We start from the raw sequence: 24,253 nt of genomic DNA, 5'->3' as shown, positions 1-24,253 counted from the left end.
AAAGTATATAATTGCGTTAGAAACAGAAAATTTTTCATTTCTTTTCCAAAACTACCTCCCGAATATACGGTTTTGCGGGCCAAAGACCACTTTTTTCAATTAGCAGACTGCCCACATCCCGAACAATATAATTGACCAGCCCTCCTCCTAAACCCGAATGTGCTTCGCGGCTGATCACGTATACATTTCGACGCAGAGGATATAACTTTAAACCTAAATTCCGTTGAAATGGTTGAAAAAAATCGTCGATTGATCCCGGATTTGCCTTCTCTGATACGCCCATCACCCGCAGATTTTTTGACAACTCAGCAGCTAAGGGAGAATCGCCATCGCTAATCCAGTTAACGCCGATAAATCCCAATGCCGTCGGATTCTTACGAACGTAATCGATGACCTGTTTGTTTGATTTTACCGTAAAAATTTTGATACGGCTCAGGTCGGAGACCTTAAACTGTTTCAGGGCAAAATTCAGATTGCTGGAATTATTATTGTCGAATACCAGCACGATCGGCCCTTTCTGGCTCCCGCTTTTCAGTTGTTCCCAGCGTGTAATCTTTCCCTGGAAAATGGCGCTCAACTCCGGCATCGTAATCAGGCTGTCCTGATTTTCCCGGCCAACGATGAGGGCAATCCCATCTGTGGCAATAAACTCCGATTTGTACTTAATCTTTTCCTTCGTAAAAACGGATTTCTCGTTATCGTTCAGTTCCCGTGTCGAAAACACCAGCCGGGCGCTATCACGCAACATCGTCGTAATAGCCTCCTGCTCGGGTTTGAACGCAACATTAAATTTTGCCCCCGGATAAACACCTTCGTAGGCCTTGTAGATCGATTCAACCATAGGCTCCAGCGATTCATCGGCTGTGACATTGATTGTTCCGTGGCTTGGGTTATCCGGCGGAGGATTTGAGCAGGAAATCAGGCCGGTCAACGCAAGCCCTATTCCAATCGTAATCAGGTTATTCATGACTAAAGCCAACGTTGTATGCCCCGGTATGCTCTAAACAGCCCATATAGGACTAGCAAGCCTGCCAACAGATATCGAAAAATTCCGGTAGGCAACAGTCCAAAAGACTGGGAGGAGGCAATCAGGTAGATGCCCCCTCCCAGGTATAACAATCCCATCAGCACCGTAACAGTCAGGCTGAAAAGATCGGCAGATGGTTTTTCTTTCATTCGCAACCTTACTCCAACTGGAAATTGATTGGCAAGTTGTATTTCACCCGTACCGGACGACCAGACTGTTTACCAGGTCTCCATTTTGGCATGGCCTTTACAACGCGCATGGCTTCTTCGTCCGTACCAAACCCAAGTCCTTTCAAAACGGTTACATCCTGAATACTCCCATCGGTGTTGACAACGAAGCTCACGAACACCCGCCCTGAGATGTTAGCCCGGGAGGCTGCGGGTGGGTAGCGAATGTTCTTGCCCAGAAACTGGCCAAGAGCAGCCATACCACCCGGAAATTCCGGATTTTGTTCAACAACGGTAAAGATTTGGTCTTCTTTGGGAGCTGCTTCAACGGCCGCTTCCACTTTGGTCGGACCGGCGGTTTCTTCCGGAGCCACAATCACCTCTTCGGCGTTAGGGTCACCCTCCTGCGTTTTTTCGGCCGCAACGGCTTCTTTCAACTCTTCCACGGTTGGTGGAGGAGTTTCTTCAGGAACTTCTTCATCCGGTTTTACTTCCGGCGGAAGGAACTTCACCGTGTTCACCTTCGGCAATTCAACCGGTGGTGGCGGTGGCGGTGGTGGCTCATTGGGGTCAATCGGCGGAGGTGGTAATTTCATCAGGTCCACTTCAACCATTGCCTGCTCGTCCTCTTTTGGCGTCAGAACAGAAATAATTGAAGGAGTAGCCATTGCCAGGAGAAACAGTACCGACCCAATAATCAGAGCCCGATAAACTGTTCTGGAATAGTCTTTCCGTAATGCATACGCACCATACGCCTTGTTACGATCTGCGAACACGATATCATCGAGTGTTGCAGGGTTATTCGTTACTTCTGCCATGGCGATTAAATAATTATTGGGTTGGCTTTTCAGCCGTTCATTATTTTATTTTGTCGGCAATAAGCTTATTCTCATCCGGAGTCAGCTGATCCACTAACGCGTAGCGTTTCGTCTTCGTAATGGCCATCTCGTCCAGCATATCCACCAGATTTTTGTAGGTAGATTCTTTGGTCGGTTTGATGACCACAACAAAATCTTTTTCTCCGATTTTGCGCTTGTTTTCCTGAAGTGCATTCCGAATTTCGGGGCCATACTGAACCGTTTTTAATTCCGGGTCTTCGTTAGCAGCTTTTCCGAAAATGTAATGGATCTGGTTTTCTTTCCCCAGGAAAATCGTCATTACCTTGGACGCCTTGATAGGCTCCGTTTCAACTTTTTCGGTCTTGTCTGGCACGTTCAGTGTCATCGAAGACGGTTTACTTAAGGTGGAGGCAAGAATGAAAAACGTAATGAGAAGAAAGCCCAAGTCAACCATCGGGGTCATATCGACCCGGGTAGACCCTTTTTTACTGCGGACTTTCCCACCTTTATGTTTACCACCACCACCCCCACCAGAGTCGATATCTGCCATTGTGTTACGAATCTAAGGCGATGAATCGCGTGAGTTTGTGGTTTTTAATTAATCATTTGTCCAGCCGGCGGGCGGAGCCTCAGTCCCTGTAATCAGGTTAAACTTGTTAATGTTCTGCGATTGCAGGGAACTTAACACGTTCTTGAAGTTCGGAAATTTCGCCAGGTTATCTCCTTTCACTGCAATGCGCAGCTTGTTATTCGCTTTCCGGGCATTGAACACCCACTGCGATAACTGGTTGGTTTGCAGACTGGCGGTCGAATCGACGGGAACTCCCGGTTGTTTTACCTGTGCCATCTGATCTGATTTCAGCGACAGAAAGGATTTCAACTGATTGATCGGCAACCCGAAGTTTGGCAGCAGCGAGAAGGCTTTCTTCTCGCGATCGGAGAAAGAAATACCGTAGACTTCACCAATGTTTTCGAGCATTGCTACCCGATTCGGTTGCCCATCGATACCGAAGAACACTTTCCCTTCCTTATCCAGACTGATCGTCATGATATCGGTATCGGGAACTTTTATACCGGAGATCGAGGTCGGCGGGTTGATTTCAGCAGCCTCCTGTACTCTGATCTGAGCCGTCAAAATAAAGAAGGTCAGAAGAAGGAATGCTACATCACACATCGCCGTCATGTCCATGTGAGGTCTCGACCGTTTAGGCTTAACGATAGGCATAGTTTATTGTTTTTTGTGATGTAAAAACGGTACCGAACCCCAATTAATTGTGTGCGGCAAAGTTTTGCTGAATGCTCAAACCAATTTCATCGATGTTGTACGTCAATTCATCGATGCGGCTCGTAAAGTAGCTGTACATGATCGTCGCGATAGCGGCCGTACCGATACCCAATGCCGTGTTTACAAGGGCTTCTGAAATACCCGTTGACAAGGCTGCCGTATCGGGCTGACCTGTTGATCCCAATTCGCTAAAGGCGCGGATCATACCCAATACCGTACCCAACAGCGCAACCAGCGTCGATACAGAAGCCAGCGTAGCAATGATGGTCAGGTTTTTCTCCAGCATCGGCAATTCGAGCGTTGTCGCTTCTTCAACTTCTTTCTGAAGCGCAATCAGTTTTTGCTCTTTGGTCAGTTCCGTGTCCGTTCTGAGTTGCTGGTATTTTACCAGAGCCGTTTTAACCACGTTTCCAACCGAACCTTTCTGACGATCACATTCTTTGATAGCGGCTTCAACTTCATTGCGGTCGAGCTGACCCTTTACTTTCCGAACAAACTCGTCGATTGAACCGGAACCATTGGCACGACCGATCGTAATAAAACGCTCAATTGAGAAAACCAGCACAATTAAGAAACAGGTAAACAGAATAGGTACAATTGAACCGCCTTTGTAGATGATCCCAAAATAATCGCCGTCGATCGGAAGGTTTTCGTTATTTCCACCTTGAAAGTGACTGGCATCGCCAAATACGAACATGTACGTGCTCAAAGCGATGGCAAACAAAATGGGAATGACAAACACCGGGTTCAGACCGCTCGACTTTTTCTTGGGAGCTGCTGCTTTAGCTGGTGCTGGAGTTGGAGATTGTGTTTTCATTAGACTAACTGTAGGGTTAAATTGAAACTGGTTTTTTGTGTAAAGAAAACGAAAATTTCAAATTGAAACGTTTTGGTAGAATAAAATTTCGGAAGACTTTTCGCGAAGCCTACTACAAAAGTATCAATTTTCTATCTGAATTTATACAAATGGGTAGGTCATTTTTTTGTTAATTCGGGAATTTATTCCACGATTTTTAGATTTTTCCAAGTTTTTACCATACTATTAAATTTGAAAAAAAATTAGTAACTATTTCTTTTTCACACCATTATACGAAATATTATTTGTTTGACTATGAAAACCCGTTTGCACCCTTGTGAATGAAAGATTTGTGTACGTAAATTTGCCCGCATCGTTAAGAAATGCCTTCATTTCGGATTTATACCTACCAATCGGTCCTTTATTTCCTTAAACTGGTTATAAATATACAACTAAAAATATCGTTCGGAAAAACTCGCCCGATTTAATCAAGGGTTTGAAACGCGCTTTTTTGCTTCTAAATCCGCTTTTTTTGCTAATTCTACAGCCTGAAGCCCCTAAAAATTCTTCATTTTTTTTTCTGTTTCCCCATAAGAAAAAGAAACGAAATCGATGAAAAGACGGCAATGGTAAAAAAAGCCAGCGAGAACCGATCAGTTTTATTGTCGTAAAGATAAGCTGAAAGATAAGCACCCAACCCAATACCAGCCTCCAGCGCAATGTACATGGTTGCCAGCGCGCGTCCCCGATTTCCCGAATTGCTGAGGTCAACAGTCCAGGCCTGTGCCGTTGGCGAATACATCCCCATCGAAACACCAAACACCACTCCCGCGAGCAAAAATGACGCAGTCGAAGTGCTGAAGGCCAGTAAAAGCATAGCCGCCGTAATGATCAGGGAAGCCAGGCACAATACCGGGCGACGCCCGTACTCGTCGGATATCTTACCCGCCAGAAAGCGAATCGCCAGGGAAGAAATGGTGAAAACCGTAAAAAATAACCCCTTGTTGCCCACATTCAACGCCTGGCTGAAGTCGGGAGCCAGTGTAATGACCGCACCAAAACTAAAAGAATTAAGGAAGGTGACCAGGGATGGGGCAAAAACCGCAGGCTCGAACACATCCCGACGGGAAATCCGCAACAGACGCCAGCGAAACGGCACGCGGTTGGTCAGCGTTTCCTTCATGTTCAACAAAATGATGATGGAGAGCAGCGCCAGGGCCGAAGACGTGTAAAACAGGGCATTCAGGCCAAAAAGCGACGTCAGCCAGCTCCCCAAAGCCGGGCCGAATGCCATGCCGATGCTGCCGCTCAGGCCCAGTACGCCCATCGCTTCACCCCGGCGCTCGTCGGGAACAATGTCGGCCACGTAAGCCGAGGTGCCGGTCGGTTTGAATCCGGTCGAAAAACCGTGTACCAGCCGCAACAGCAACAAGGCCGCCACGCCGTTAAACCAGACCAAGGGCACCAAAGGGTATAAAAAACCGCATACGAAACAGACCAGCGACCCGAAAGCCATCACCGGCACCCGGCCGATGGTGTCGGTCAACCGGCCGCTGAAAGGCCTTGATAACCCGGCAGTTATGGTGAACAAGCTGATGATGTAGCCCTTGTATTCGGCCCCGCCCAGGGCCGTTAAATATCCCGGCAATTCGGGAATCAGCATGTTGAAGCTGGCAAAGAAAAGAAATGAACTCAGGCAGAGAAGAAAAAAAGCAGGAGTGTAGATGGTACGCGGCTGTTGCATCCGCAAAATTAATCAGATTTACGGGTTTCAATAAACCAAAAAAAAGCTACTTCCGAATCAGAAGTAGCTTTCCTGCGCTTTCTTAACCTAAACTAATCCTACAGAATCATTTATTTCATGGAAATCATCCGGGTCGGTTCCACCACCGCGGGTTTTCCAATGTTGACCGTTTTTTTAACACTTCCTTCCGAAGAGATAAACTCCAGCTCATACTGGCCGTCTGCCAAACCGCTGACATCCAGTTTTGCTGCAAACTTGCTCTCGTTCTTGCCAATAAACCGTTTGAAGAAAACGTCATTGTCCTTGTTACGCAAGACCACCGTTACCGGTGTCGACGAGGACTTTTCAACGGCCACCCAGATTTTGTTTTGATTGGTCACAAATGTGCTCGTTTCAAACGAACGGTTTTTGGGCGTGTTCGGAGTGGCCGTTGCGAGGTTGGCGCTCAATAGCGCAGTGCAGATCAAAGTACCAAATAATGCTTTCATGGTTTGTTCGTATTTGTTGTTGGTATGATTTCAGTTGTTGTTCCTGTTCTGATTACTTTATGCCAATTGCCATGCCAACAAATTAACTTGCTGATAATCAGAACAGAATTTTTTGGTAAATTTGAAAAGTGTACGAAGCCGGACAATAGTTGTTCGCTTGCGGACATTGTGGACACGGTTTTGGCACAACCATCGCCAAAACCGTGTCCGGCAAATTCAATCCGGCCGCAAAGGGTAGAAGTTTTTGCCATTCGCCTTCTTTCTTTTAATTCCCAAACCAATTCGTTGTTCTTGAATTTCATGATGAAACGGGTATCTCTACTTATCACGTCGCTCGCTTTATTGGGGCTGGCGACCGTGTCGTTCGGGCAACAAATCTCCCGCGAAGAACTGATCTTTCTCACCCCGGAATGGAAAGGGGAACGCTTTCCCGACGGGCGGCCCAAAGTGCCGGATGCCATTCTGAAGCGCATGAAACTGGTGACTCACGAAGAAGCCTGGGCCACCATGAAAGGCGAAAATTACAAGTATCAATATGCCGGTGGCTGGCAAACCATCAACCCCGACAGCGTTCTGGTGGGTCGTGCGCTCACGGCCACGTTCATGCCCGGTCGGCCCGATGTGCAACGGGTTACCGATAAAAAAGGACACGAAAAAGACGGCCGCGTTAAATCCCAAAATTCCTGGCCCATCGATATGCTCGTCAAAGGCGACGTGTACGTGGTCGATCAGTTTGATATGCACGAAGACGGTCCAACCATTGGCGACAACCTTGGCAATTCCATTTACGCCAAAACCGGTAACGGTATTGTTTACGAAGGGGCCGTCCGCGACATTGCCGGCCTGAAGGAAATCGGCGGTTTTACATCCTACTTCCGCAGCTACCACCCCTCCCACCACCTCAACAACGCCGACGGCGAGTTGAACACGACCTTGGTGGGCATTAACCGCCCGACCCGGATTGGCAAAGTGATGGTGATGCCCGGCGACATTGTGCTGGGCCGCGACGGGGGCGTGAGTTTCATTCCTCCGCACCTGGCCGAGAAAGTGGTCAAAACCTCCGAAATCGTCCGCTTGCGGGATATGTTCGGCCACCAGCGGCTTCGCGAACAGAAATACACGCCCGGCCAGATCGACACCCGCTGGTCGGATGTGATCGAAAAAGACTTCTCCCAATGGCTCAACGCCCACTTGAGCGAATTGCCGGTTCCCAAAGAACAGATTCAGGAATATCTAAAAACCCGTACGTGGTGAAAGAGCTATTACACAGAGTTTATCAGAGGAAATCAGAGTTAATCAAAGAAATCTCTGGTAAACTCTGATGACCTCTGATAAACTCTGTGTAACAACCCCACAAACTCCTTAACTCATGACCTCACGAAGATCTTTCCTGACGAAAAGTGCCATTGCCAGTGTGTTTGCCGCCACCGCCAGCTACGGCAACGGCCTGGAAACCGCCATCGAGCGAACCCCGATGTCCTCCGCGCCGTCGGATCTGAAAATCACCGACATCAAATGCGGTTTCATTCGCGGTGGACACAGCTTATTTGTCAAAATTCACACCAACCAGGGCATCTGGGGCTGCGGAGAAGGCGTCGATGCCACGCCCGGAACCTATCATCTGGTGAAGCTGATGGCCGAGCGCATCAAGGGCAAAAGCCCACTGAATGTCAACCGTTTATTTGAAGATATTCGCAAATCCGGTTTTTTTGAAGGCGCACAGGCCGGGATGTTCATTGCGGTTTTGTCCGCCGTCGAAACCGCCCTGTGGGATCTGGCCGGAAAAGCCCTCGGACTGCCGGTTTATCAGTTGCTCGGCGGTAAATACCGGGATCGAATCCGGGTCTATTGCGATACGGGAACCTACCGGGACACCGACAAAAGCACGAACAATTTCGCCCAAAGTGCCGTCGAAGCCGTTAAGATGGGATTCAACGCCGTGAAATACGACATCGACGAAGCCGGTGACCCTAATAAATACGATCGTTACAACTGGACCGCCAGCCCCGGCGAACTGGAGCGGATGTATAACCAGATTGCCGCCGTTCGGAAAGCCGTTGGCCCCAAGATCGATATTTGCGTCGATATGCACGGGCGGTATGACATGACAACGGGCAAACGGGTGGCCAAAATGATGGAACCGCTGAACCTGATGTTCCTGGAAGAACCGATTCCGGCCGAAAACGTCGACGCTTACAAGATCATTTCCGAATCGACCAGCACGCCCATTTGTGCGGGAGAAAACCACTATCTGGCCCACGGTTTCCGGCGAATGCTGGAAATTGGCGCGGTGGACATCATTATGCCGGATTTGCAGAAAGCCGGTGGTCTGGGCGAAGGCCAGCGCATTGCCAACCTGGCCAACCTGTATTACGTGCCGTTTGCGCCCCACATGGTGGCGTCGTATCTGGGCGCGATGGCGTCCAGCCACGTTTGCGCATCGGTGCCGAATTTCATGATTCTGGAATGGCAGATTTATTTCCATGAAGATCCGATGTTCAAGGAAATTGTCACCTTCGACGGGCCCATGGTCAAAGACGGTTTCATTCCGCTGTCCGAAAAACCGGGTATTGGCGTCGAAATCAACGAAGCGGGCATGAAAAAATACGCTCCGAAAGACGTGCCTTTCTTTGTGTAACCCATGAAAAGCGCATCCTTAACACCGCAAAAGAGGCTGAAATTTCGTCATTTTTAGCCTCTTTTAGGGTATTAAACGTAAAACAAACAATAGAGTAGAAATGGGAATGCTACAAACCATGCGGTGGTTCGGGCCGCACGATCCGGTTTCGCTGATGGACATTCGTCAGGCCGGTTGCAGCGGGATTGTGACGGCTTTGCACCAGATTCCGGTCGGCGATGTCTGGCCGGTGGAAGAAATCGAAAAACGGAAACAGCTTATCGAAGTCGACAACGGGCGGTATTCGTCCCTGCATTGGTCGGTGGTAGAGAGTTTGCCGGTCCACGAAGACATCAAGAAAGGACGGCCAGGCCGGGCCCATTTTATCGATACCTATAAACAGTCACTGCACAATCTGGCGGCTGTGGGCATCAAAACCGTTTGCTACAATTTCATGCCGGTTCTGGATTGGTCACGCACCAATTTGAACTACGAAATGCCCGATGGGTCGCGGGCGTTGCGGTTTGTGTGGGAAGATTTTGCGGTTTTCGACCTGTGCATTCTGAAACGACCGGGTGCCGAAGCGGATTACGAAGCGGACGTGATCCAGAGCGCCCGGGAGAAATTTTCCAGGATGTCGCCGGAACACATCACCGAATTGAGTAACATCGTTCTGCTCGGTTTGCCCGGTTCCGAAGAAGCGTTTACGCTGGCGACATTTCAGGGTTTGCTGGACGAATACGCTGCGATCGGTGATCGTGAACTGCGGGAGAATCTCTACTATTTTATCCGGGAAGTGGCTCCGGTCGCCGAATCGGTCGGCATCAATCTGTGCATTCACCCCGACGATCCGCCGAGGCCGTTGCTGGGATTGCCGCGCGTTGTGAGCACCGAAGCCGATCTGGCGCAGTTGATGGCGGCTTCCGACGTGACGGCCAATGGCATTACCTTCTGCACCGGTTCGCTGGGAATTCGCCCAGACAACGACCTGCCGGGCATGATCCGGCGGTTTGGCAACCGGATTCATTTTATTCACCTCCGAACGACGAAACGGGAAGACAACCCGCGCAATTTTCACGAAGCCGACCACCTGGCGGGCGACGTGGATATGTATGCCGTGGTCAAAGAAATTGTGCTGGAGCAGCAACGGCGGGCAAAAACCGAAGTGGGCGTAACCCAGATTCCGATGCGACCAGACCACGGCCACCAGATGCTCGACGACCTGCACAAGAAAACTTATCCGGGTTATTCCGCCATTGGCCGACTACGGGGATTGGCAGAACTGCGGGGATTGGAGTTAGGGATTGTGCGTTCGTTAGAAGATTAAACTATTTCGCAGAGTTAAGCGGAGAAAAAAAAGAGTCAAGCGGAGCCTCTGATAAACTCTTTTTAACTCCGCTTAACTCTGCGAAACAACTTTTTTCAAAAAGCATGAATTACAAAGTAATATTCCTATTTCTATTCTCCACGCTTTGCAGAGCCGACGATGGTTACCGGTTGTGGCTGAAATATGACCTGATCAAAGACGCCGGGCAACGGGCTTCCTACGCTCGTTCCGCGCAGTTGATCGTTCTGAACAGCACCAGACCGGTTTTGAAAACAGCCGCCGAAGAATTGCAAACCGGTTTGCAGGGATTACTGGGAAAACCCATTCCGATTGTCGCCAGTGCTGCAGGCAAAACCGGTAGTATTATCCTGACAGTCAACCCAGGCCAGCCGCAACTTAACGACGAAGGGTATCAGATTTTAAACCGCCGGAATACCATCACCATTACCGGAAAAACCGACTCCGGTGTTCTATACGGCGTTTTTGCCTTGCTGCGTCATCTGCAAACCCGGCAGTCCATCGCCCAACTGTCGCTGACCAGCAGTCCGAAAATCCAGCACCGGATGCTGAATCACTGGGACAATACGGATGCTTCCATCGAACGGGGCTACGCCGGGGAGTCGCTCTGGAAATGGTATGAACTGCCCGAACGCATTGACCCGCGCTACCGGGAATATGCCCGCGCCAATGCCTCGATTGGCATCAATGGAACCGTCGTCAATAATGTGAATGCCAGTTCCCGGTTTCTGACCGCCGAATATTTGCAGAAAGTGGCCTCACTGGCGAACGTCTTTCGCCCCTACGGGATTAAAATTTATTTGTCCGTTTATTTTCCGGCTCCCAAAACCATCGGAGGACTCAAAACCGCCGACCCGCTTGACCCCGAAGTGAACCAATGGTGGACCGACAAGGCGAATGAGATTTATAAATTGATTCCAGATTTTGGCGGTTTTCTGGTCAAGGCGAATTCGGAAGGCCAACCCGGCCCGCAGGATTACGGTCGCAACCACGCCGATGGGGCCAACATGCTCGCCAAAGCCCTGGCACCACACAAGGGCATTGTGATCTGGCGGGCGTTTGTCTACAAAGCCGACGGGAAAGCCGACCGGTTCAAAGCGGCTTATGACGAGTTCAAGCCGCTGGACGGCCAGTTTGAGAAAAACGTGATTGTTCAGGTCAAAAACGGCCCGATTGATTTCCAGCCCCGGGAACCGTTTTCCCCCATTTTTGGCACCATGCCGCAAACGCCCCTGGGCATGGAATTTCAGCTCACGCAGGAATACCTCGGTTTTGCCACGCATCTGGTCTATGAAGCGCCGATTTTTAAAGAGTGTCTGGAGTCGGATACCTACGTGGGCGGTAAAGGCTCAACCGTTGCAAAAGTCATCGACGGCAGTCTTCATGAGTATAAACTAACGGCCATTGCCGGGGTGGCCAATACCGGCTCCGACCGAAACTGGACGGGGCATCCGCTGGCGCAGGCAAACTGGTATGCATTCGGACGGCTGGCATGGGACCACACGCTTTCCGCAGAAGCTCTTGCGAATGAATGGGTTACCATGACCTTGACGACCGAGCCGACCTCCGCGAAAACCGTTACGGATCTGTTGCTCAAATCGCGGGAAATCTACGTCAATTACAACACGCCACTGGGCCTTTCGCGCCCCTGGACAGGCGTTCACTTTGCGCCGGAACCCTGGCAAAACCGCAGTTCGCGCCCCGACTGGACGGCGGTTTATTACCACCGCGCCGATTCCGTCGGCCTGGGTTTCGATCGCACCGTGAAAGGCAGTCATGCGCTGGCCCAATACCGCCCCGAAGTACAGCGCCAGTGGAGTAATCCGGAAACCTGTCCGCTGCCCTATCTGCTCTGGTTTCACCACATCGCCTGGACAAAAAAATTAAGCACCGGCCGGACGCTCTGGGATGAACTTTGCAGCCGGTTTTATTCGGGCGCGGATTCCGTGGGCGCGATGCAAAAGCAGTGGGCGTCGGTCAAAAAAGACATTGATCCCGAAACGTTCGCCAATGTCGCCGGTCGGCTGGTCACCCAGCAGAAAGAAGCTCTCTGGTGGCGCGATGCCTGGGTGTTGTATCTCCAGGAATTTTCCAAACAACCCATTCCGGCTCCATTCAAAAAACCGGAGCGATCTTTAAAAGAAGTCAAAGAATTGGTGGAGATTTATCAATTGCGGTGACGCCATTTAACTACGAATAATCACGTGCAAACAACAGAGAATCAGGGTAATCAAAGTGTGTTTTCGTTAACCGGAAAACTGGCGCTAATTACGGGCGGAGGAACCGGCATCGGTTTTGACATGGCCCGCTGCATGGTGCAGGCCGGAGCCACAGTCGTCATCACCGGACGGCGGGAAGAACCGTTGCGGGAAGCCGTCGCAACGCTGGGCAAAACCGCTCATTATTTTGTCAATGACGTATCCGAATTGGCTGCGCTGGACGCTTTGGTCGAACAGATTGAAACCACGCTCGCGCCCATCGATATTCTGGTGAACAATGCGGGCATCAATCTAAAAAAACCGGCGTTGGAAGTGACGGACGAGGAGTTCAACCGCATTATTCAAACCAACCTGAACGCGGTTTTTGCGCTCACCCGAGCCTGCGCCCGGCGAATGGTGCCCCGGCGTAGCGGGTCCATTCTGATGATTTCGTCCATGGCGGCCTATTACGGCATCGACCGCGTGGTGGCTTATGCGGCTTCCAAATCGGCGGTCGAAGGCATGGTGAAAGTGCTGGCGTCGGAATTTTCACCGCACAACGTTCGGGTTAATGCCATTGCACCGGGTTTTATTGAAACGGAAATGAGCAAAAAAGCGATGGGCGGTGATCCCGAGCGTCGCGACCGCGCCATGCGCCGAACCCCGATGGGGCATTTTGGTAAACCGGAAGACATTGGTCATGCCGCCGTCTTTCTGTCGTCCGATGCCGCCCGTTACATTACCGGTGCCTCGCTGCCCGTCGATGGTGGCAATTCGATTGGATTCTAATACCACCAACCTCCTGAAGGGGGCTTTTTGATCCCGCGTTGAAAGCCCCCTTTAGGGGGTTGGTGGTAAATACTAAACTACTTTTCCCATGAAAAAAATAACCCGAAAAACCTTTATCGAGGATCTTTCGCTGTTTGCTGGCGTCGCCCTGCTGCCGGGAACCGCTTTCGCTTCGCCCGACTGGAAAAAATCGAAGATGAAACTCGGGATGGTCACCTATTTATGGGGGAAAGACTGGGACGTTCCGACCCTGATCAAAAATTGCACAACGGCGGGCATTACCGGCGCCGAATTGCGGGTGGAACACGCCCACGGTGTGATGCCGAACCTGTCGGCGGCCGAGCGGCTGGACGTGAAAAAGAAGTTTGCCGACAGCCCGGTTCAGATCGTGGGTTTAGGGACAAACCAGCAATACGACTATCCGGATCAGAACCAGTTGAAACAATCCATAGAGCGGACGAAGGAGTTCATTCGACTCAGTGCCGATGTGGGCGGTTCGGGTGTCAAAGTAAAACCCAACGCGCTGCACAAAGACGTTCCGACCGAAAAAACGCTGGTCCAGATTGGTCAGTCGCTGAACGAACTGGCGAAGTATGCGGCTGACTTCGGGCAACAACTCCGGCTGGAAGTCCACGGCAACGAAACCCAGGAATTGCCGAATATCAAGACCATCATGGATCACGCGCCCAACCGCAACGCCACGGTTTGCTGGAACAGTAACAAGCAGGATTTTAACGGGAAAGGCCTGGAATACAACTTCAATCTGGTAAAAGACCGATTCGGCGATACGGTCCACGTCCGCGAGTTCAATGATCCGACGTATCCGTATCAGCAATTGCTGGATTGGTTCGCCAAAATGAATTACAAAGGCTGGATTCTGCTCGAATGCCACACCAATCCGGCGGATAAAGTCGCTTCCCTGATTGAGCAGCGGCAGCTTTTTGAGAAAATGACAGCCTGAACGATAGGAACACGGATTAGACGGATGTAATGGATCAAAACGGATTTTATCTGTGAAAATCCGTTTTGATCCATTACATCCGCGTTCCCATCAAAACCTTAGATAGAAACGATGAATCGCCGTGAATTTGTGGGTCATACGGGATCGCTTCTGGCGATGGGTACGACCGGTTTTTCAAGGAGCCTTACTGATATGATGACTGATCAAAAACCGCTGGCGAAGATTCGCATCCGGAACGTCAATTCTAATTTTGAGCGGGAACCGCTGAATCCGTACCGGTTCAAGGGAAGCGCCATTACGGATAGCTGGCAAGCGATTTCACTGCTGGAATCGGATTCCGGTATTCGCAAAATCGGTCTCGGAACGCAGGGCGTGCTCTGGTCGGATTCCAGTGTGTTTGCGGCCCACTCCGAAAGTGCCGGCAACGCCCTGATGTATGCGATGACCGAACGCGCTTTGCAACTCATCAAAGGCACTTCGTTCACCACGCCGGTCGACTTGCTGGATACCGTTCTGCCCGAAGTCCTGGCCTATGGCAAACAGATCACCCGCAACCCCGATTTGCGCAAAACTTTCGCCCTGAACGCCCTGGTTAGTGTCGACAATGCCGCCTGGCTGTTGTATGCGCAGGAGAATAAAATGGCCCGCTTCGACGACATGATTCCGGCGGCTTACAGACCGGGTTTGTCGCACCGGCATACGAAAGTGGCCAGCATTCCGTCGTTTAGCGTGGGCACCACTGCCGAACGAATCAAGACAGCCGCCGACGAAGGCTATTTTATCATGAAGCTGAAAACCGGTTCGGCCGGCACGCAGTCGGAAATGATCGAGAAGGACATTGCTTTTCTGACGGCGGTTCACAAAGCCATCGGGCATTACGAAACACCCTACACCAAAACCGGTAAAATACCGTATTATTTCGACGCCAACGGCCGCTACGAAAAAAAGGAAACGCTGCTCCGGTTTCTGGATCACGCCAAAAAAATCGGTGCTTTCGATCAGATTGCGGTGATTGAAGAGCCGTTTGAGGAGAATAATGACGTGTTTGTCGGGGATCTGGGCGTGCGGGTTGCCGCCGACGAAAGTGCGCACACGGTGGAAGATGCCGCCCGCCGGATTGAGCAGGGTTATTCGGCCATTGCCGTGAAAGCCATTGCCAAAACGCTCAGCATGACGATGAAAATCACGCAGTTGGCGTACGAAAAGAAGATTCCCTGCTTCTGTGCCGACCTGACAGTTAACCCGATTCTGGTCGACTGGAACAAATCGGTGGCGGCCCGGCTACCGCCTTTCCCCGGCATGACGGTCGGTTTGCAGGAAACCAACGGCCACCAGTATTACAAAAACTGGAACACCATGATGGGCTATCACCCCAAAGCCGCAGCGTCCTGGACCCAGACCCAAAAAGGTGTTTACCTCACCGATGCTTCGTTTTACGCACAAAGCGCGGGCATTTTCGATCCTTCGGCCCATTATGAAGCGGTTTTTGCCGATAAATAGGAGTTTATTCGTCACCAGGAGTGTAAGACTACCCATCCAACCGCTTCCGTGCTTCTGGAGTACCCGGCGTGAAAAAGTTAACGAGATTACCATCCGGGTCTCTGAACAACAGCGAACGGTTACCCCAGGGCATGGTAGTTGGCTTCTGAACGATGCTATCACGAAGAAAGTCAGCCAGTTTTTGATAGTCGGCATCCACGTCGTCAACGCGGAATTCGATGATAGCCGAGCGATTAACTGCGGCATTAGCCACCTCATCGCCCCCGAATAGCAGTAAAGTGCGCGTACTTCCAATAGCCAATGTAGCGGTTGGGGTACGTAACTCCGCAAAATCGTCGGTATACTGCGTCACGGACATGCCGGTGACCTGATTATAAAACTGGACAAGGCGCTTGATGTCTGCGGTAATGATCCTGACAGAGGAAAGAGTCATTGCGTAGGTGATGAATGTTGAAGGACACAAAGTAAGGCCTCGCAACTGACAGCCCTATGTCAGCAGGGTTTAGCTCGTCAGAATTTCCAGATTGAAGCTTACCCACGAAGGGCTTGAAATTTTCCCGATGAACAATAGTAACTTTTCGAAAGTACGTTTTGCCGAGGGCTGGAACCTGAGTAGTGGATCGTCGTGGAGAGATTTCGTGGAGAACGAATAAGCCGCAAGCCGGTCTGATTAATCCCCTTTTACGGACTCGGAAACCCGAACGAATTCCCGCCGGTTTCCTTCCGTATTTTTCACAAAAACCGTATTTTAGAGGTAAATAGAGCTGCCAGTCATTGATACTCATAATGTTGACTTTTTTAGCAAGAAATAAACTCATTATCCTCTACGGTACTTCGCTGGCCCTCTTGCTGTTTTTAGTAAAGTGGCTGGAACTCCGGTTTCTGATTATCAATCACGCTTCTGAAGTTTACATCGGTGCCATTGCTGTTCTTTTTACGGCTTTGGGAATCTGGCTTGCACTGAAATTGACCAAACCCAAAATAGAAACTGTCGTCGTTGAGAAGGCGATTTATATCGCTTCGACCGACTTCGTTTTAAACGAAAATGAGCTTACCAAAATCGGTTTGAGTAAACGGGAACTGGAAGTTTTGCAATTAATCGCCAACGGACTGAGCAATCAGGAAATTGCTTCGCGCTTGTATGTTTCCCTGAATACCGTTAAAACACACTCATCAAAAGTGCTTGAGAAACTGGACGTTAAGCGCCGGACGCAGGCCATTGAAAAAGCCAAACGGCTCAGTCTGATTCCCTGATCCATCTCCTGCCAAAGCATGATTTTTCGGGATTCTCCGAAAAATCACCCGAAAGGATGAACGGGGGATTCGCCAGTTTGCCCAGTTTTGTGCAAACCAACGCTACACTCCATGTCATGAAAAAGATCGTCCTGGTCAGCGGGCTGATTGCCGGCATTATTCTCACCTCCGTGATGGCCGTCTCCACGGCAGTGTGTTACACCACCAATCAGTATGAAGGCAACATGGTTCTGGGCTATGCCTCCATGATCCTCGCTTTCTCGCTCATTTTTGTCGGCGTAAAAAACTTCCGGGACAACTATAACAACCGGGTTATTTCGTTCGGAAAAGCGTTTAAAATCGGGCTGTATATTACCCTGATTGCTTCAACCATGTACGTACTGAGCTGGTTGGTCGAATATTATTTCTTCATTCCGGATTTCATGGAGAAATACATTGCCCATGCGGTCAATCAAGCTAAAATTGAGGGGGCCAGTCAGCTTGAACTGGATAAAAAGGCAGCGGAATTCAGCGATTATAAAGAGATGTATAAGACGCCGGTTGGCGTTATCTTACTCACTTATCTCGAAGTTTTACCAGTTGGTTTACTCATTTCACTGATCTGTGCTTTGTTGTTAAAAAGAAAGAATCAACCCGGGCAAGCTGCGTAATAAATCCGCATCGGAACCCTATTGCCATTTCGGTCGGTATAGTTAGTAGGATCAACCGGTTTCATGGAAGAACAACTATATGATATTGTCGGCGATGTCCACGGCTATGCCGACAAGCTGCGCCAACTGCTTGAGCAAATGGGCTATGAGCAACAAAAGGGCGTTTATTCGCATCCTTCGCGGAAAGTGATTTTTGTGGGCGACTGGATTGATCGCGGCCCTCAGGTCCGGGAAACCCTGTCGCTGGTGCGAGCCATGATCGACGGAGGGCTGGCGCTGGCGGTTATGGGCAATCACGAATACAACGCCATTGCTTTCCACCTCGAAAATCCAACGGGAGGGCACGTCAGGCCACATACCATTAAAAATATTCATCAGCACTACCAGACGCTTTACCAGTTCAAAGATTATACGGATGAATGGCAGGACTATGTTTCCTGGTTTCTGACCATTCCTCTTTACCTCGATTTACCTTCGATTCGGGTCGCTCATGCCAGTTGGGATGACAGCCATATAGCGTTATTAGACCAGTTGCTGCCGAATGGTAGACTTACCCCCAGCCTGGTGCAAAAAGCAGCCATCAAAAATACGCCTTTCTGGAAAGCGGTTGAGGAAACCTTAAAAGGGAAAGAAGCCCGTTTGCCGCATAACCAATTCTTTCGGGACAAAGACGGCATTCTTCGGCACGAAAGCCGCATCCGGTGGTGGACGAACCATTCCGATTCGACGACCTATGCCGATTATTTTTTTGATGCTCCGGCGGCCATTGCTTCGCTACCCGTTGATTACGATCTCTATCCAACAGGAGTCACGTTGGATGAGACGAGCAAACCGTTATTTTTCGGGCATTACTGGCTTCAGGGGCAACCCTGTCTGGGTTCTCCACGAGCCGCCTGTGTCGATTTCAGCATCGCAAAAGGGGGCTTTTTGGCGGCCTATCGATGGCAGGGGGAAAATGAATTGACAAACGAGCATCTCGTCTGGGTGTAGCAAATTTTAAAAACCGGATAGTTCGCCAACAAAAAAAGGCAGTCAGATTCATGATCTGACTGCCTTTTGGCCCAATTCAGTCGGGATGGCGGGATTCGAACCCACGACCCCTTGCACCCCATGCAAGTACACTACCTGGCTGTGCTACATCCCGAATCGGGTGCAAACTTAATGAATAATGAATAATGAACAATAAATCGCGCCGAAAGAATCTCGATTTGTCCCCAAATTACTTTGGAGCAAATTCATTGTTCATGATTGTTTTTAATTCTTATTCGCTCCTCCCTGCCGGGCTGGTGGTTGTGTTGTCTGCTGCTGTTGCTGCATCGGATTCGGGCCCTGTGGCGCGAATGGACTCCGTTGCTGTTTGTAAAGCTGGAAACGCGTCGGTTTGGAAACCCTCGGAAATGAATTATTTTCGCCATCGATGTCGGCAATCTCCTGAAACGGATCGAGCGTCCACTGCGTCACCTTCTTCGTGGTCGCAATCACCTTGTTGATCTGCGCATCGTTGAACCGCCAGATCTCCGCCGGAAACCGCGCCACCGAATCCGTACCGTCCTCAAACTGCATCCGAATGATCACCGGCATCGGCAAACCGCCCTTGTTCTTCAGCGTCAGCGTATAAAAATTGTTCTTCGATTCGAGCGTTTTGCGCTCCTCCTCGTTGAGTGACGCCAGATAATCCTGGTACTTCTTCCGGTCCGCATCCGTCACCGCAAACGGGTCGTAGCGGTTGTAGAAATCGCGCATCGTCGAGTCTTTGGCCACCACGGTCTGGTCTTTCGTAGCCGCGTCGCGAATCTTGCTCATCGTTTTGGCTTTCGCTTCAGCCTCGGAACGGGCCAGGGCTTTCTCGATTTCGGGATTCTGGGTGTTGAGCGTAAACCAGTCGACTTCGACCAGATCCTGATCGACGGGTTCGACGCCGTAGAACCAGCCTTTCCAGAACCAGTCCAGATCGACACCGGAAGCGTCTTCCATGGTGCGGAAGAAATCGGCCGGGGTGGGGTTTTTGAAGGCCCAGCGGTTGGCATATTCCTTGAAAGCATAGTCGAACAGTTCGCGGCCCATGACGGTTTCGCGCAGAATGTTCAGCGCCGTGGCCGGTTTGGCGTAGGCGTTGGGTCCCAGACTGATTACGTTTTCCGAGGAGGTCATGATGGGCGACAGCACCGATTTGTCGGATTTCATGTAATCAACAATCTGCTGGGGTTCACCGCGCCGGGTCGGAAATTTGTAATCCCATTCTTTTTCGGCCAGATACTGACAGAAGGTGTTTAATCCTTCATCCATCCACGCCCACTGCCGCTCGTCGGAGTTGACGATCATCGGGAAAAAGTTGTGACCCACTTCGTGAATAATTACGCCGATCATCCCGGCTTTTACTGCTTCGGAATACGTGCCGTCCGGTTCAGGCCGACCGCCATTGAAGCTGATCATCGGGTATTCCATCCCCCCCCCAGCGGTGCCGTGGCACGAAATGGCGACTGGATACGGGTATTTAAAGGTGCGGTTTCCGTACGATTTCAGCGTGTGTTCCACGGCGCGGGTCGAATACTGTTCCCAGAGCGGATTGCCTTCCTTGGGGTAAAACGACATGCTCCAGATCTTTTTTCCATCGCCGTAGACGTCGGTTTGCATGGCATCCCAGATGAATTTGCGCGACGAGGCAAAGGCGAAATCCCGGACGTTGTCGGCTTTGTAAATCCAGGTTTTCTTGCCGGTCGGTTTCGCCTTTTCAGCCGCAATGGCTTCGGCCTGCGTCACAATCACAACGGGTGTTTTGGAGGTCGATGCTTTCTGCAACCGCTGGCTTTGCGTGGGCGTGAGCACCTGCTTGTAGTTCTGGCACTCGCCCGAAGCCGCCACAACGTGGTCGTTCGGAACGGTGATGGCCACCTTGTAATTGCCAAAAATCAGGGTGAACTCGCCCTGTCCCAGAAACTGCTTGTGCTGCCAGCCGTTCACATCGTCGTAAGCCGCCAGACGCGGAAACCAGTGGGCGATGAAGTAGTTGTAGTTCCCGTCTTTCGGGAAAAATTCGTACCCGCTCCGGCCGTAATATTCGGTGATGAGGTAATTCCAGTCGACGGCAAACACGAAATTCTGACCCGGTTTCAGCGGGGTCGGCAGATCGATCCGCATCATGGTCTGGTTGATGGTGTATTTCAGGGGCTTACCGGCTTTGTCTTTCACAGCGGTAATCTTGTAGCCAAAATCCCGGTCGGCGGTTGGTCCGCGGCCCCGGCCCGCCGTTGCGGTCAGCGCACCCAGCGACGCGGCCGACATGCCCGTTTCGTTTACACTGCCCGTCCGGGAAATGCCGCCAATTGAGCCTTTTTCGAAGAGATTCTGCTCCAGTTGCAGCCAGATGTATTTCAGTTCGTCGGGCGAATGGTTGAAATACGTCACCACTTCCGATCCGATGATCTTTTGATTGGCATCATCGAGTTCAACTTTAATATCGTAGTCGGCCCGGTTCTGGAAGAAATCGCGGCCCGGTGATCCTGAAGCCGTGCGGAAGGTATTGGGCGTGGGTAACATTGGGCCCATTTGTTCAAAACGATCGTTGGCTTTGTAGGTTGGCGAAGGTGGCGCCTGGGCCCCTGCACCAAATACTATTGCAGTCAATCCCGCAACCAACAGGGAGAATCTCAACTTCATAGTTAGGTATCAGAATATAATTTGTAGATGAATATGGCTATGAAGTTACTAAAAACCGCCAAACAATATCTATTGAACGGTTGCCGGGAACCGCAATGCTGCTAAAGTTTCTATTTATCCCTGTTATTTTCCTAGTTTCTTTCGGCGTAAAAAAGCCTGAAAACCAGCATTTGGCCGGTTTGACAGCCGTAGTGCCGTCAGGCGAAATACGGGTTGTTGATGATCAGGGAGAGCGCCATTCCGGCGACGGTACCAGAAACGATGAGATTCCAGTCGTGCCGGCGGACTTTGAGGATTTCGATCAGAACAAAGGCAATGGTCAACACGCCAAGCACAATAAAAATCTGGCCAAGCTCCAGCCCGATATTAAACGCAAACAAGGGTTTTACGATGCTGGACTGTTGCCCCAGCAAACTCCTGAGGTAATTGGAAAAACCCATCCCGTGAATCAATCCGAACAGGAGCGCCAGCACATACCGCCCCTTGGGCTGTTTGGGTTGTTCATTAAACCGGCTTTTGGGGACTTTGAAGAAAAAGTTACTGATGGCCGTAATCAGGATTGTCACCGGAATCAGCAGTTCGATCAACTCCGTGCTGTAGTTGATGAGTTGCAGGGTAGCCAGTGCCAGGGTGAGGGAATGACCAACGGTAAAAGCCGTCACGAGAATCAGGGCTTGTTTCCACTGGTTCAGGCTGTAAATCGCACACAAAGCCACGACAAACAAAATATGGTCATAGCCACCCGGATCGGTAATGTGCGCAAAGCCCAGTTGGAGATAAGCCCAGAATTCACTCATAAGATCGGTTTCGGTTGGTTAGTTGCCGGTGGGAGCCGGTTGGCATTGTGCCGCAAAAATAGAAAGTTTGTTCATTCTGACCTATTATCCGGTCAGTAACTACGGATTGCATTGTACTTTTGTCGAATAAGTGATATTTCGCACACCATTGCTTTTGTCGTATCCATGCAGACGGTCAACTTCTCAACCATCGGTAAACCTGCCGACACGCTCCAGGTCATCGATACCTTCCTGCCCGAACCCGGTCCCGGCGAAGTCCGGATCAAAGTCATCGCCAGCCCGATCAATCCCTCGGATCTGATGTTCGTGCAGAATCTGTACGGCATTCAGCCCGAATTACCCTCGGGCGCGGGTTTCGAAGGCGTTGGCATTGTCGATGCACTGGGGGAAGGCGTCACGATGCGCACCGGTATTCGGGTGAGTTTTACGGCCATCGGAGCCTGGTCGGAGTATGTGCTGGCCAACCAGCGCAGTTTAATTCCGGTGCCGGACGCGCTCTCGGATGAGGTGGCCGCCCAGTTGTTCGTCAATCCGTTTTCGGCCTACGCCATGTTGGAAGAGTCGGGCCTTCAACCGGGACAATGGGTGCTGCTGACAGCCGCCGGATCATCGTTTAGCAAGCTCGTGATTCAGTTGTGTAAACTCAAAGGCATTCAAACCATCGGTACGGTTCGGCACAATGAACTTGACGACGAGCTGAAAGCGCTGGGCATTACGGCCATCGTCAATACGGAAAAAGAAAAACTGACCAACCGGGTGAAAGCCCTCACGGAAGGCAAAGGCGTAACCTGTGTGCTGGAAGCGGTGGGTGGCAACACGGCCTCCGACGCGCTGAAATGTCTGGCGAAAGGGGGTACCATGATTCTCTACGGGGTGCTGAGCATGCAAAATCCGTCTTTCAACGTAGGCCTGATGATTTTCCGGGAACTTACCATCAAAGGTTTCTGGCTCACCGACTGGATGCGCCGGGTCGACAGCCAAACGCGGCAGAACGTGGCCCGCAATGTAATCACGCTGCTCGTTGGTGGACAGATTCAGGTGCCGGTTGAAGCGACGTATCCGCTTTCGGAAATTAAAAAAGCTGTTGAACACAGCGAACAGGCTGGCCGACACGGCAAGATTTTGATTAAGGTCTAGTCAGTAACTTTTCTGACTATTCTGCTTATTGTTTCGTTATATTTGAACAACCGTCACGAACCCTGTCAGCGGTCGCAGACCCTGACAGGGTTTTGGCTACGATATAGTAAAACACGTCTCTAAACCGCTGTCAGGGTCTGCGACCGCTGACAGGGTTTGAAGACAATAAATCCGGCGGGGAGGACGTTGAGAACGAAGACGTTTGCTCGGCTCCGGTTCCATGGCAACCAGTAAAACCGATTTATCTGATTCATAGCACATGATTCTATTACAAGTTCCAACGGCTGGTGCTCCGGCCGTCGATTCCACGGCAGTAGCCCCGGCCCAAAGCATGCAATTATTCGATCTGGTCGCCAAAGGGGGCTGGGTCATGATTCCGATCTCTCTCCTGTTTTTTTTCGCCTTGTACATGATTATCGAACGCTGGCTGTTCATTCGGAACAATACGAAGGTCGACGATAATTTTATCGACAATGTGAAAGACATGGTTTTGCAGGGCAACATCAAATCGGCCGAGTCATTCTGCAAAAACCAGCGGAATTCCATCGGACGAATTTTTGAAAAAGCCGTTGGCCGCATCGGTTCACCGATTCGGGAAATTGAAGGAACGCTGGAAACCGTCGGACAAATCGAGTTGTCGCGGCTGGAAAAGAATCTGGGCTACCTGGGAATTATTGCCGGTATTGCACCGATGCTAGGTTTCATTGGGACGATCTCGGGGATCATCCGGATTTTCTACGATATTTCGCTGTCTGACAACATCAGTGTCGGCATCATCGCCGGTGGTCTGTACGAAAAAATGATCACGTCCGGTGCCGGTCTGATCGTAGGGGTTATAGCCTACACCGGCTACCACCTGCTGAACATGTTCATTGAAAAATTCACGCTGAAGCTGGAAATCAACTCGTTCGAATTTATGGAAGTGTTGCAAAAACCGACTGAAGCCGCCAGAGTTAGATAAGTTTAACCAGACAAGAGAGAATAGACAAGAGAGTAAAGACA

At 50.6% G+C, this 24,253-nt stretch carries 23 protein-coding genes and 1 tRNA gene; 12 read left to right on the top strand and 12 right to left on the bottom strand.

The window, feature by feature from the left end; genetic code table 11:
* Positions 1-34 precede the first annotated feature (34 nt).
* From F0P93_RS18650 to F0P93_RS18610, 8 genes are all read right to left on the bottom strand, one after another.
* On the bottom strand, positions 35-967 hold the full coding sequence (locus F0P93_RS18650) for a PstS family phosphate ABC transporter substrate-binding protein (RefSeq protein WP_150878571.1): 933 nt from the start codon (positions 965-967) through the stop codon (positions 35-37).
* 217 nt (positions 968-1,184) lie between these two features.
* Entirely contained in the window at positions 1,185-2,012 is an 828-nt protein-coding gene (locus tag F0P93_RS18640) for an energy transducer TonB (RefSeq protein ID WP_150878567.1), read from the bottom strand.
* Positions 2,013-2,052: 40 nt separating this feature from the next.
* Entirely contained in the window at positions 2,053-2,583 is a 531-nt protein-coding gene (locus F0P93_RS18635) for an ExbD/TolR family protein (RefSeq protein ID WP_150878565.1), read from the bottom strand.
* 48 nt (positions 2,584-2,631) lie between these two features.
* Positions 2,632-3,258, bottom strand: a complete 627-nt coding sequence (locus tag F0P93_RS18630; protein ID WP_150878563.1) for an ExbD/TolR family protein — start codon at positions 3,256-3,258, stop codon at positions 2,632-2,634.
* A 43-nt stretch (positions 3,259-3,301) separates the two neighbouring features.
* Entirely contained in the window at positions 3,302-4,135 is an 834-nt protein-coding gene (locus F0P93_RS18625; protein ID WP_150878561.1) for a MotA/TolQ/ExbB proton channel family protein, read from the bottom strand.
* A 547-nt stretch (positions 4,136-4,682) separates the two neighbouring features.
* On the bottom strand, positions 4,683-5,858 hold the full coding sequence (locus F0P93_RS18620) for an MFS transporter (RefSeq protein WP_150878559.1): 1,176 nt from the start codon (positions 5,856-5,858) through the stop codon (positions 4,683-4,685).
* Positions 5,859-5,968: 110 nt separating this feature from the next.
* Positions 5,969-6,346, bottom strand: coding sequence for a hypothetical protein (locus tag F0P93_RS18615; protein ID WP_138994959.1), 378 nt, complete (start codon positions 6,344-6,346; stop codon positions 5,969-5,971).
* On the bottom strand, positions 6,343-6,648 hold the full coding sequence (locus tag F0P93_RS18610) for a hypothetical protein (RefSeq protein ID WP_150878557.1): 306 nt from the start codon (positions 6,646-6,648) through the stop codon (positions 6,343-6,345). The genes F0P93_RS18615 and F0P93_RS18610 overlap by 4 nt, the downstream gene beginning before the upstream one ends.
* Before the next feature lies 1 nt (position 6,649).
* Between F0P93_RS18610 and F0P93_RS18605 the strand changes: the two genes are divergently transcribed.
* From F0P93_RS18605 to F0P93_RS18575, 7 genes are all read left to right on the top strand, one after another.
* On the top strand, positions 6,650-7,600 hold the full coding sequence (locus F0P93_RS18605; RefSeq protein ID WP_150878713.1) for an RraA family protein: 951 nt from the start codon (positions 6,650-6,652) through the stop codon (positions 7,598-7,600).
* Positions 7,601-7,715: 115 nt separating this feature from the next.
* Positions 7,716-8,984, top strand: coding sequence for a mandelate racemase/muconate lactonizing enzyme family protein (locus F0P93_RS18600; RefSeq protein ID WP_150878555.1), 1,269 nt, complete (start codon positions 7,716-7,718; stop codon positions 8,982-8,984).
* A 100-nt stretch (positions 8,985-9,084) separates the two neighbouring features.
* Entirely contained in the window at positions 9,085-10,290 is a 1,206-nt protein-coding gene (gene uxuA, locus F0P93_RS18595; protein ID WP_150878553.1) for a mannonate dehydratase, read from the top strand.
* Between the two features lie 104 nt (positions 10,291-10,394).
* Entirely contained in the window at positions 10,395-12,488 is a 2,094-nt protein-coding gene (locus F0P93_RS18590; protein WP_150878551.1) for an alpha-glucuronidase family glycosyl hydrolase, read from the top strand.
* A gap of 24 nt (positions 12,489-12,512) precedes the next feature.
* Complete coding sequence (locus F0P93_RS18585) at positions 12,513-13,295, top strand: SDR family NAD(P)-dependent oxidoreductase (protein WP_150878549.1); 783 nt, start codon at positions 12,513-12,515, stop codon at positions 13,293-13,295.
* An 88-nt stretch (positions 13,296-13,383) separates the two neighbouring features.
* Positions 13,384-14,256 (top strand): sugar phosphate isomerase/epimerase family protein, encoded by an 873-nt coding sequence (locus tag F0P93_RS18580; RefSeq protein ID WP_150878547.1) that lies wholly within the window; start codon positions 13,384-13,386, stop codon positions 14,254-14,256.
* Between the two features lie 111 nt (positions 14,257-14,367).
* The gene (locus F0P93_RS18575; protein WP_150878545.1) at positions 14,368-15,756 is read left to right on the top strand and encodes an enolase C-terminal domain-like protein; all 1,389 of its coding nucleotides are present in this window, start codon (positions 14,368-14,370) and stop codon (positions 15,754-15,756) included.
* 28 nt (positions 15,757-15,784) lie between these two features.
* On the opposite strand, the gene F0P93_RS18570 is transcribed toward F0P93_RS18575, so the two are convergent.
* Positions 15,785-16,189: a VOC family protein gene (locus F0P93_RS18570; RefSeq protein WP_150878543.1), complete on the bottom strand. Its 405-nt coding sequence runs from the start codon at positions 16,187-16,189 to the stop codon at positions 15,785-15,787.
* Positions 16,190-16,542: 353 nt separating this feature from the next.
* On the opposite strand from F0P93_RS18570, the gene F0P93_RS31945 reads away from it, so the two are divergent.
* The 3 genes from F0P93_RS31945 to F0P93_RS18555 all read left to right on the top strand — a co-directional run bounded on the left by F0P93_RS31945 (position 16,543) and on the right by F0P93_RS18555 (position 18,650).
* Positions 16,543-17,010 (top strand): response regulator transcription factor, encoded by a 468-nt coding sequence (locus F0P93_RS31945; RefSeq protein WP_150878541.1) that lies wholly within the window; start codon positions 16,543-16,545, stop codon positions 17,008-17,010.
* 116 nt (positions 17,011-17,126) lie between these two features.
* Positions 17,127-17,660: a DUF4199 domain-containing protein gene (locus tag F0P93_RS18560; RefSeq protein WP_150878539.1), complete on the top strand. Its 534-nt coding sequence runs from the start codon at positions 17,127-17,129 to the stop codon at positions 17,658-17,660.
* Between the two features lie 63 nt (positions 17,661-17,723).
* Positions 17,724-18,650 carry a metallophosphoesterase gene (locus F0P93_RS18555; RefSeq protein WP_150878537.1) on the top strand — a complete coding sequence of 309 codons (927 nt, stop codon included), beginning with the start codon at positions 17,724-17,726 and terminating at the stop codon, positions 18,648-18,650.
* 80 nt (positions 18,651-18,730) lie between these two features.
* Here the strand turns inward: F0P93_RS18555 and F0P93_RS18550 are convergent.
* The 3 genes from F0P93_RS18550 to F0P93_RS18540 all read right to left on the bottom strand — a co-directional run bounded on the left by F0P93_RS18550 (position 18,731) and on the right by F0P93_RS18540 (position 22,114).
* A tRNA-Pro gene (locus tag F0P93_RS18550) sits at positions 18,731-18,804 on the bottom strand.
* A gap of 110 nt (positions 18,805-18,914) precedes the next feature.
* Entirely contained in the window at positions 18,915-21,317 is a 2,403-nt protein-coding gene (locus F0P93_RS18545) for a M1 family metallopeptidase (protein WP_150878534.1), read from the bottom strand.
* Between the two features lie 197 nt (positions 21,318-21,514).
* Positions 21,515-22,114: a HupE/UreJ family protein gene (locus F0P93_RS18540; protein WP_150878532.1), complete on the bottom strand. Its 600-nt coding sequence runs from the start codon at positions 22,112-22,114 to the stop codon at positions 21,515-21,517.
* Between the two features lie 165 nt (positions 22,115-22,279).
* Here F0P93_RS18540 and F0P93_RS18535 point away from each other — a divergent pair, with 165 nt between their 5' ends.
* Both F0P93_RS18535 and F0P93_RS18530 read left to right on the top strand, forming a co-directional pair.
* Positions 22,280-23,251, top strand: a complete 972-nt coding sequence (locus F0P93_RS18535) for a zinc-dependent alcohol dehydrogenase family protein (protein WP_150878530.1) — start codon at positions 22,280-22,282, stop codon at positions 23,249-23,251.
* Between the two features lie 259 nt (positions 23,252-23,510).
* Positions 23,511-24,212, top strand: coding sequence for a MotA/TolQ/ExbB proton channel family protein (locus F0P93_RS18530; RefSeq protein ID WP_138995055.1), 702 nt, complete (start codon positions 23,511-23,513; stop codon positions 24,210-24,212).
* Positions 24,213-24,253 lie beyond the last annotated feature (41 nt).

The organism is Larkinella humicola, assembly GCF_008727875.1.
Lineage (GTDB): Bacteria > Bacteroidota > Bacteroidia > Cytophagales > Spirosomataceae > Larkinella > Larkinella humicola.
This window is presented reverse-complemented; position numbering and strand designations above follow the sequence as displayed.

Bases quoted from the DNA above. Each gene is read 5' to 3' on its own strand.
- F0P93_RS18650 (WP_150878571.1), bottom strand. From the start codon at position 967: ATGAATAACCTGATTACGATTGGAATAGGGCTTGCGTTGACCGGCCTG.
- F0P93_RS18640 (WP_150878567.1), bottom strand. From the start codon at position 2,012: ATGGCAGAAGTAACGAATAACCCTGCAACACTCGATGATATCGTGTTC.
- F0P93_RS18635 (WP_150878565.1), bottom strand. From the start codon at position 2,583: ATGGCAGATATCGACTCTGGTGGGGGTGGTGGTGGTAAACATAAAGGT.
- F0P93_RS18630 (WP_150878563.1), bottom strand. From the start codon at position 3,258: ATGCCTATCGTTAAGCCTAAACGGTCGAGACCTCACATGGACATGACG.
- F0P93_RS18625 (WP_150878561.1), bottom strand. From the start codon at position 4,135: ATGAAAACACAATCTCCAACTCCAGCACCAGCTAAAGCAGCAGCTCCC.
- F0P93_RS18620 (WP_150878559.1), bottom strand. From the start codon at position 5,858: ATGCAACAGCCGCGTACCATCTACACTCCTGCTTTTTTTCTTCTCTGC.
- F0P93_RS18615 (WP_138994959.1), bottom strand. From the start codon at position 6,346: ATGAAAGCATTATTTGGTACTTTGATCTGCACTGCGCTATTGAGCGCC.
- F0P93_RS18610 (WP_150878557.1), bottom strand. From the start codon at position 6,648: ATGAAATTCAAGAACAACGAATTGGTTTGGGAATTAAAAGAAAGAAGG.
- F0P93_RS18605 (WP_150878713.1), top strand. From the start codon at position 6,650: ATGAAACGGGTATCTCTACTTATCACGTCGCTCGCTTTATTGGGGCTG.
- F0P93_RS18600 (WP_150878555.1), top strand. From the start codon at position 7,716: ATGACCTCACGAAGATCTTTCCTGACGAAAAGTGCCATTGCCAGTGTG.
- uxuA (WP_150878553.1), top strand. From the start codon at position 9,085: ATGGGAATGCTACAAACCATGCGGTGGTTCGGGCCGCACGATCCGGTT.
- F0P93_RS18590 (WP_150878551.1), top strand. From the start codon at position 10,395: ATGAATTACAAAGTAATATTCCTATTTCTATTCTCCACGCTTTGCAGA.
- F0P93_RS18580 (WP_150878547.1), top strand. From the start codon at position 13,384: ATGAAAAAAATAACCCGAAAAACCTTTATCGAGGATCTTTCGCTGTTT.
- F0P93_RS18575 (WP_150878545.1), top strand. From the start codon at position 14,368: ATGAATCGCCGTGAATTTGTGGGTCATACGGGATCGCTTCTGGCGATG.
- F0P93_RS18570 (WP_150878543.1), bottom strand. From the start codon at position 16,189: ATGACTCTTTCCTCTGTCAGGATCATTACCGCAGACATCAAGCGCCTT.
- F0P93_RS31945 (WP_150878541.1), top strand. From the start codon at position 16,543: ATGTTGACTTTTTTAGCAAGAAATAAACTCATTATCCTCTACGGTACT.
- F0P93_RS18560 (WP_150878539.1), top strand. From the start codon at position 17,127: ATGAAAAAGATCGTCCTGGTCAGCGGGCTGATTGCCGGCATTATTCTC.
- F0P93_RS18555 (WP_150878537.1), top strand. From the start codon at position 17,724: ATGGAAGAACAACTATATGATATTGTCGGCGATGTCCACGGCTATGCC.
- F0P93_RS18545 (WP_150878534.1), bottom strand. From the start codon at position 21,317: ATGAAGTTGAGATTCTCCCTGTTGGTTGCGGGATTGACTGCAATAGTA.
- F0P93_RS18540 (WP_150878532.1), bottom strand. From the start codon at position 22,114: ATGAGTGAATTCTGGGCTTATCTCCAACTGGGCTTTGCGCACATTACC.
- F0P93_RS18535 (WP_150878530.1), top strand. From the start codon at position 22,280: ATGCAGACGGTCAACTTCTCAACCATCGGTAAACCTGCCGACACGCTC.
- F0P93_RS18530 (WP_138995055.1), top strand. From the start codon at position 23,511: ATGATTCTATTACAAGTTCCAACGGCTGGTGCTCCGGCCGTCGATTCC.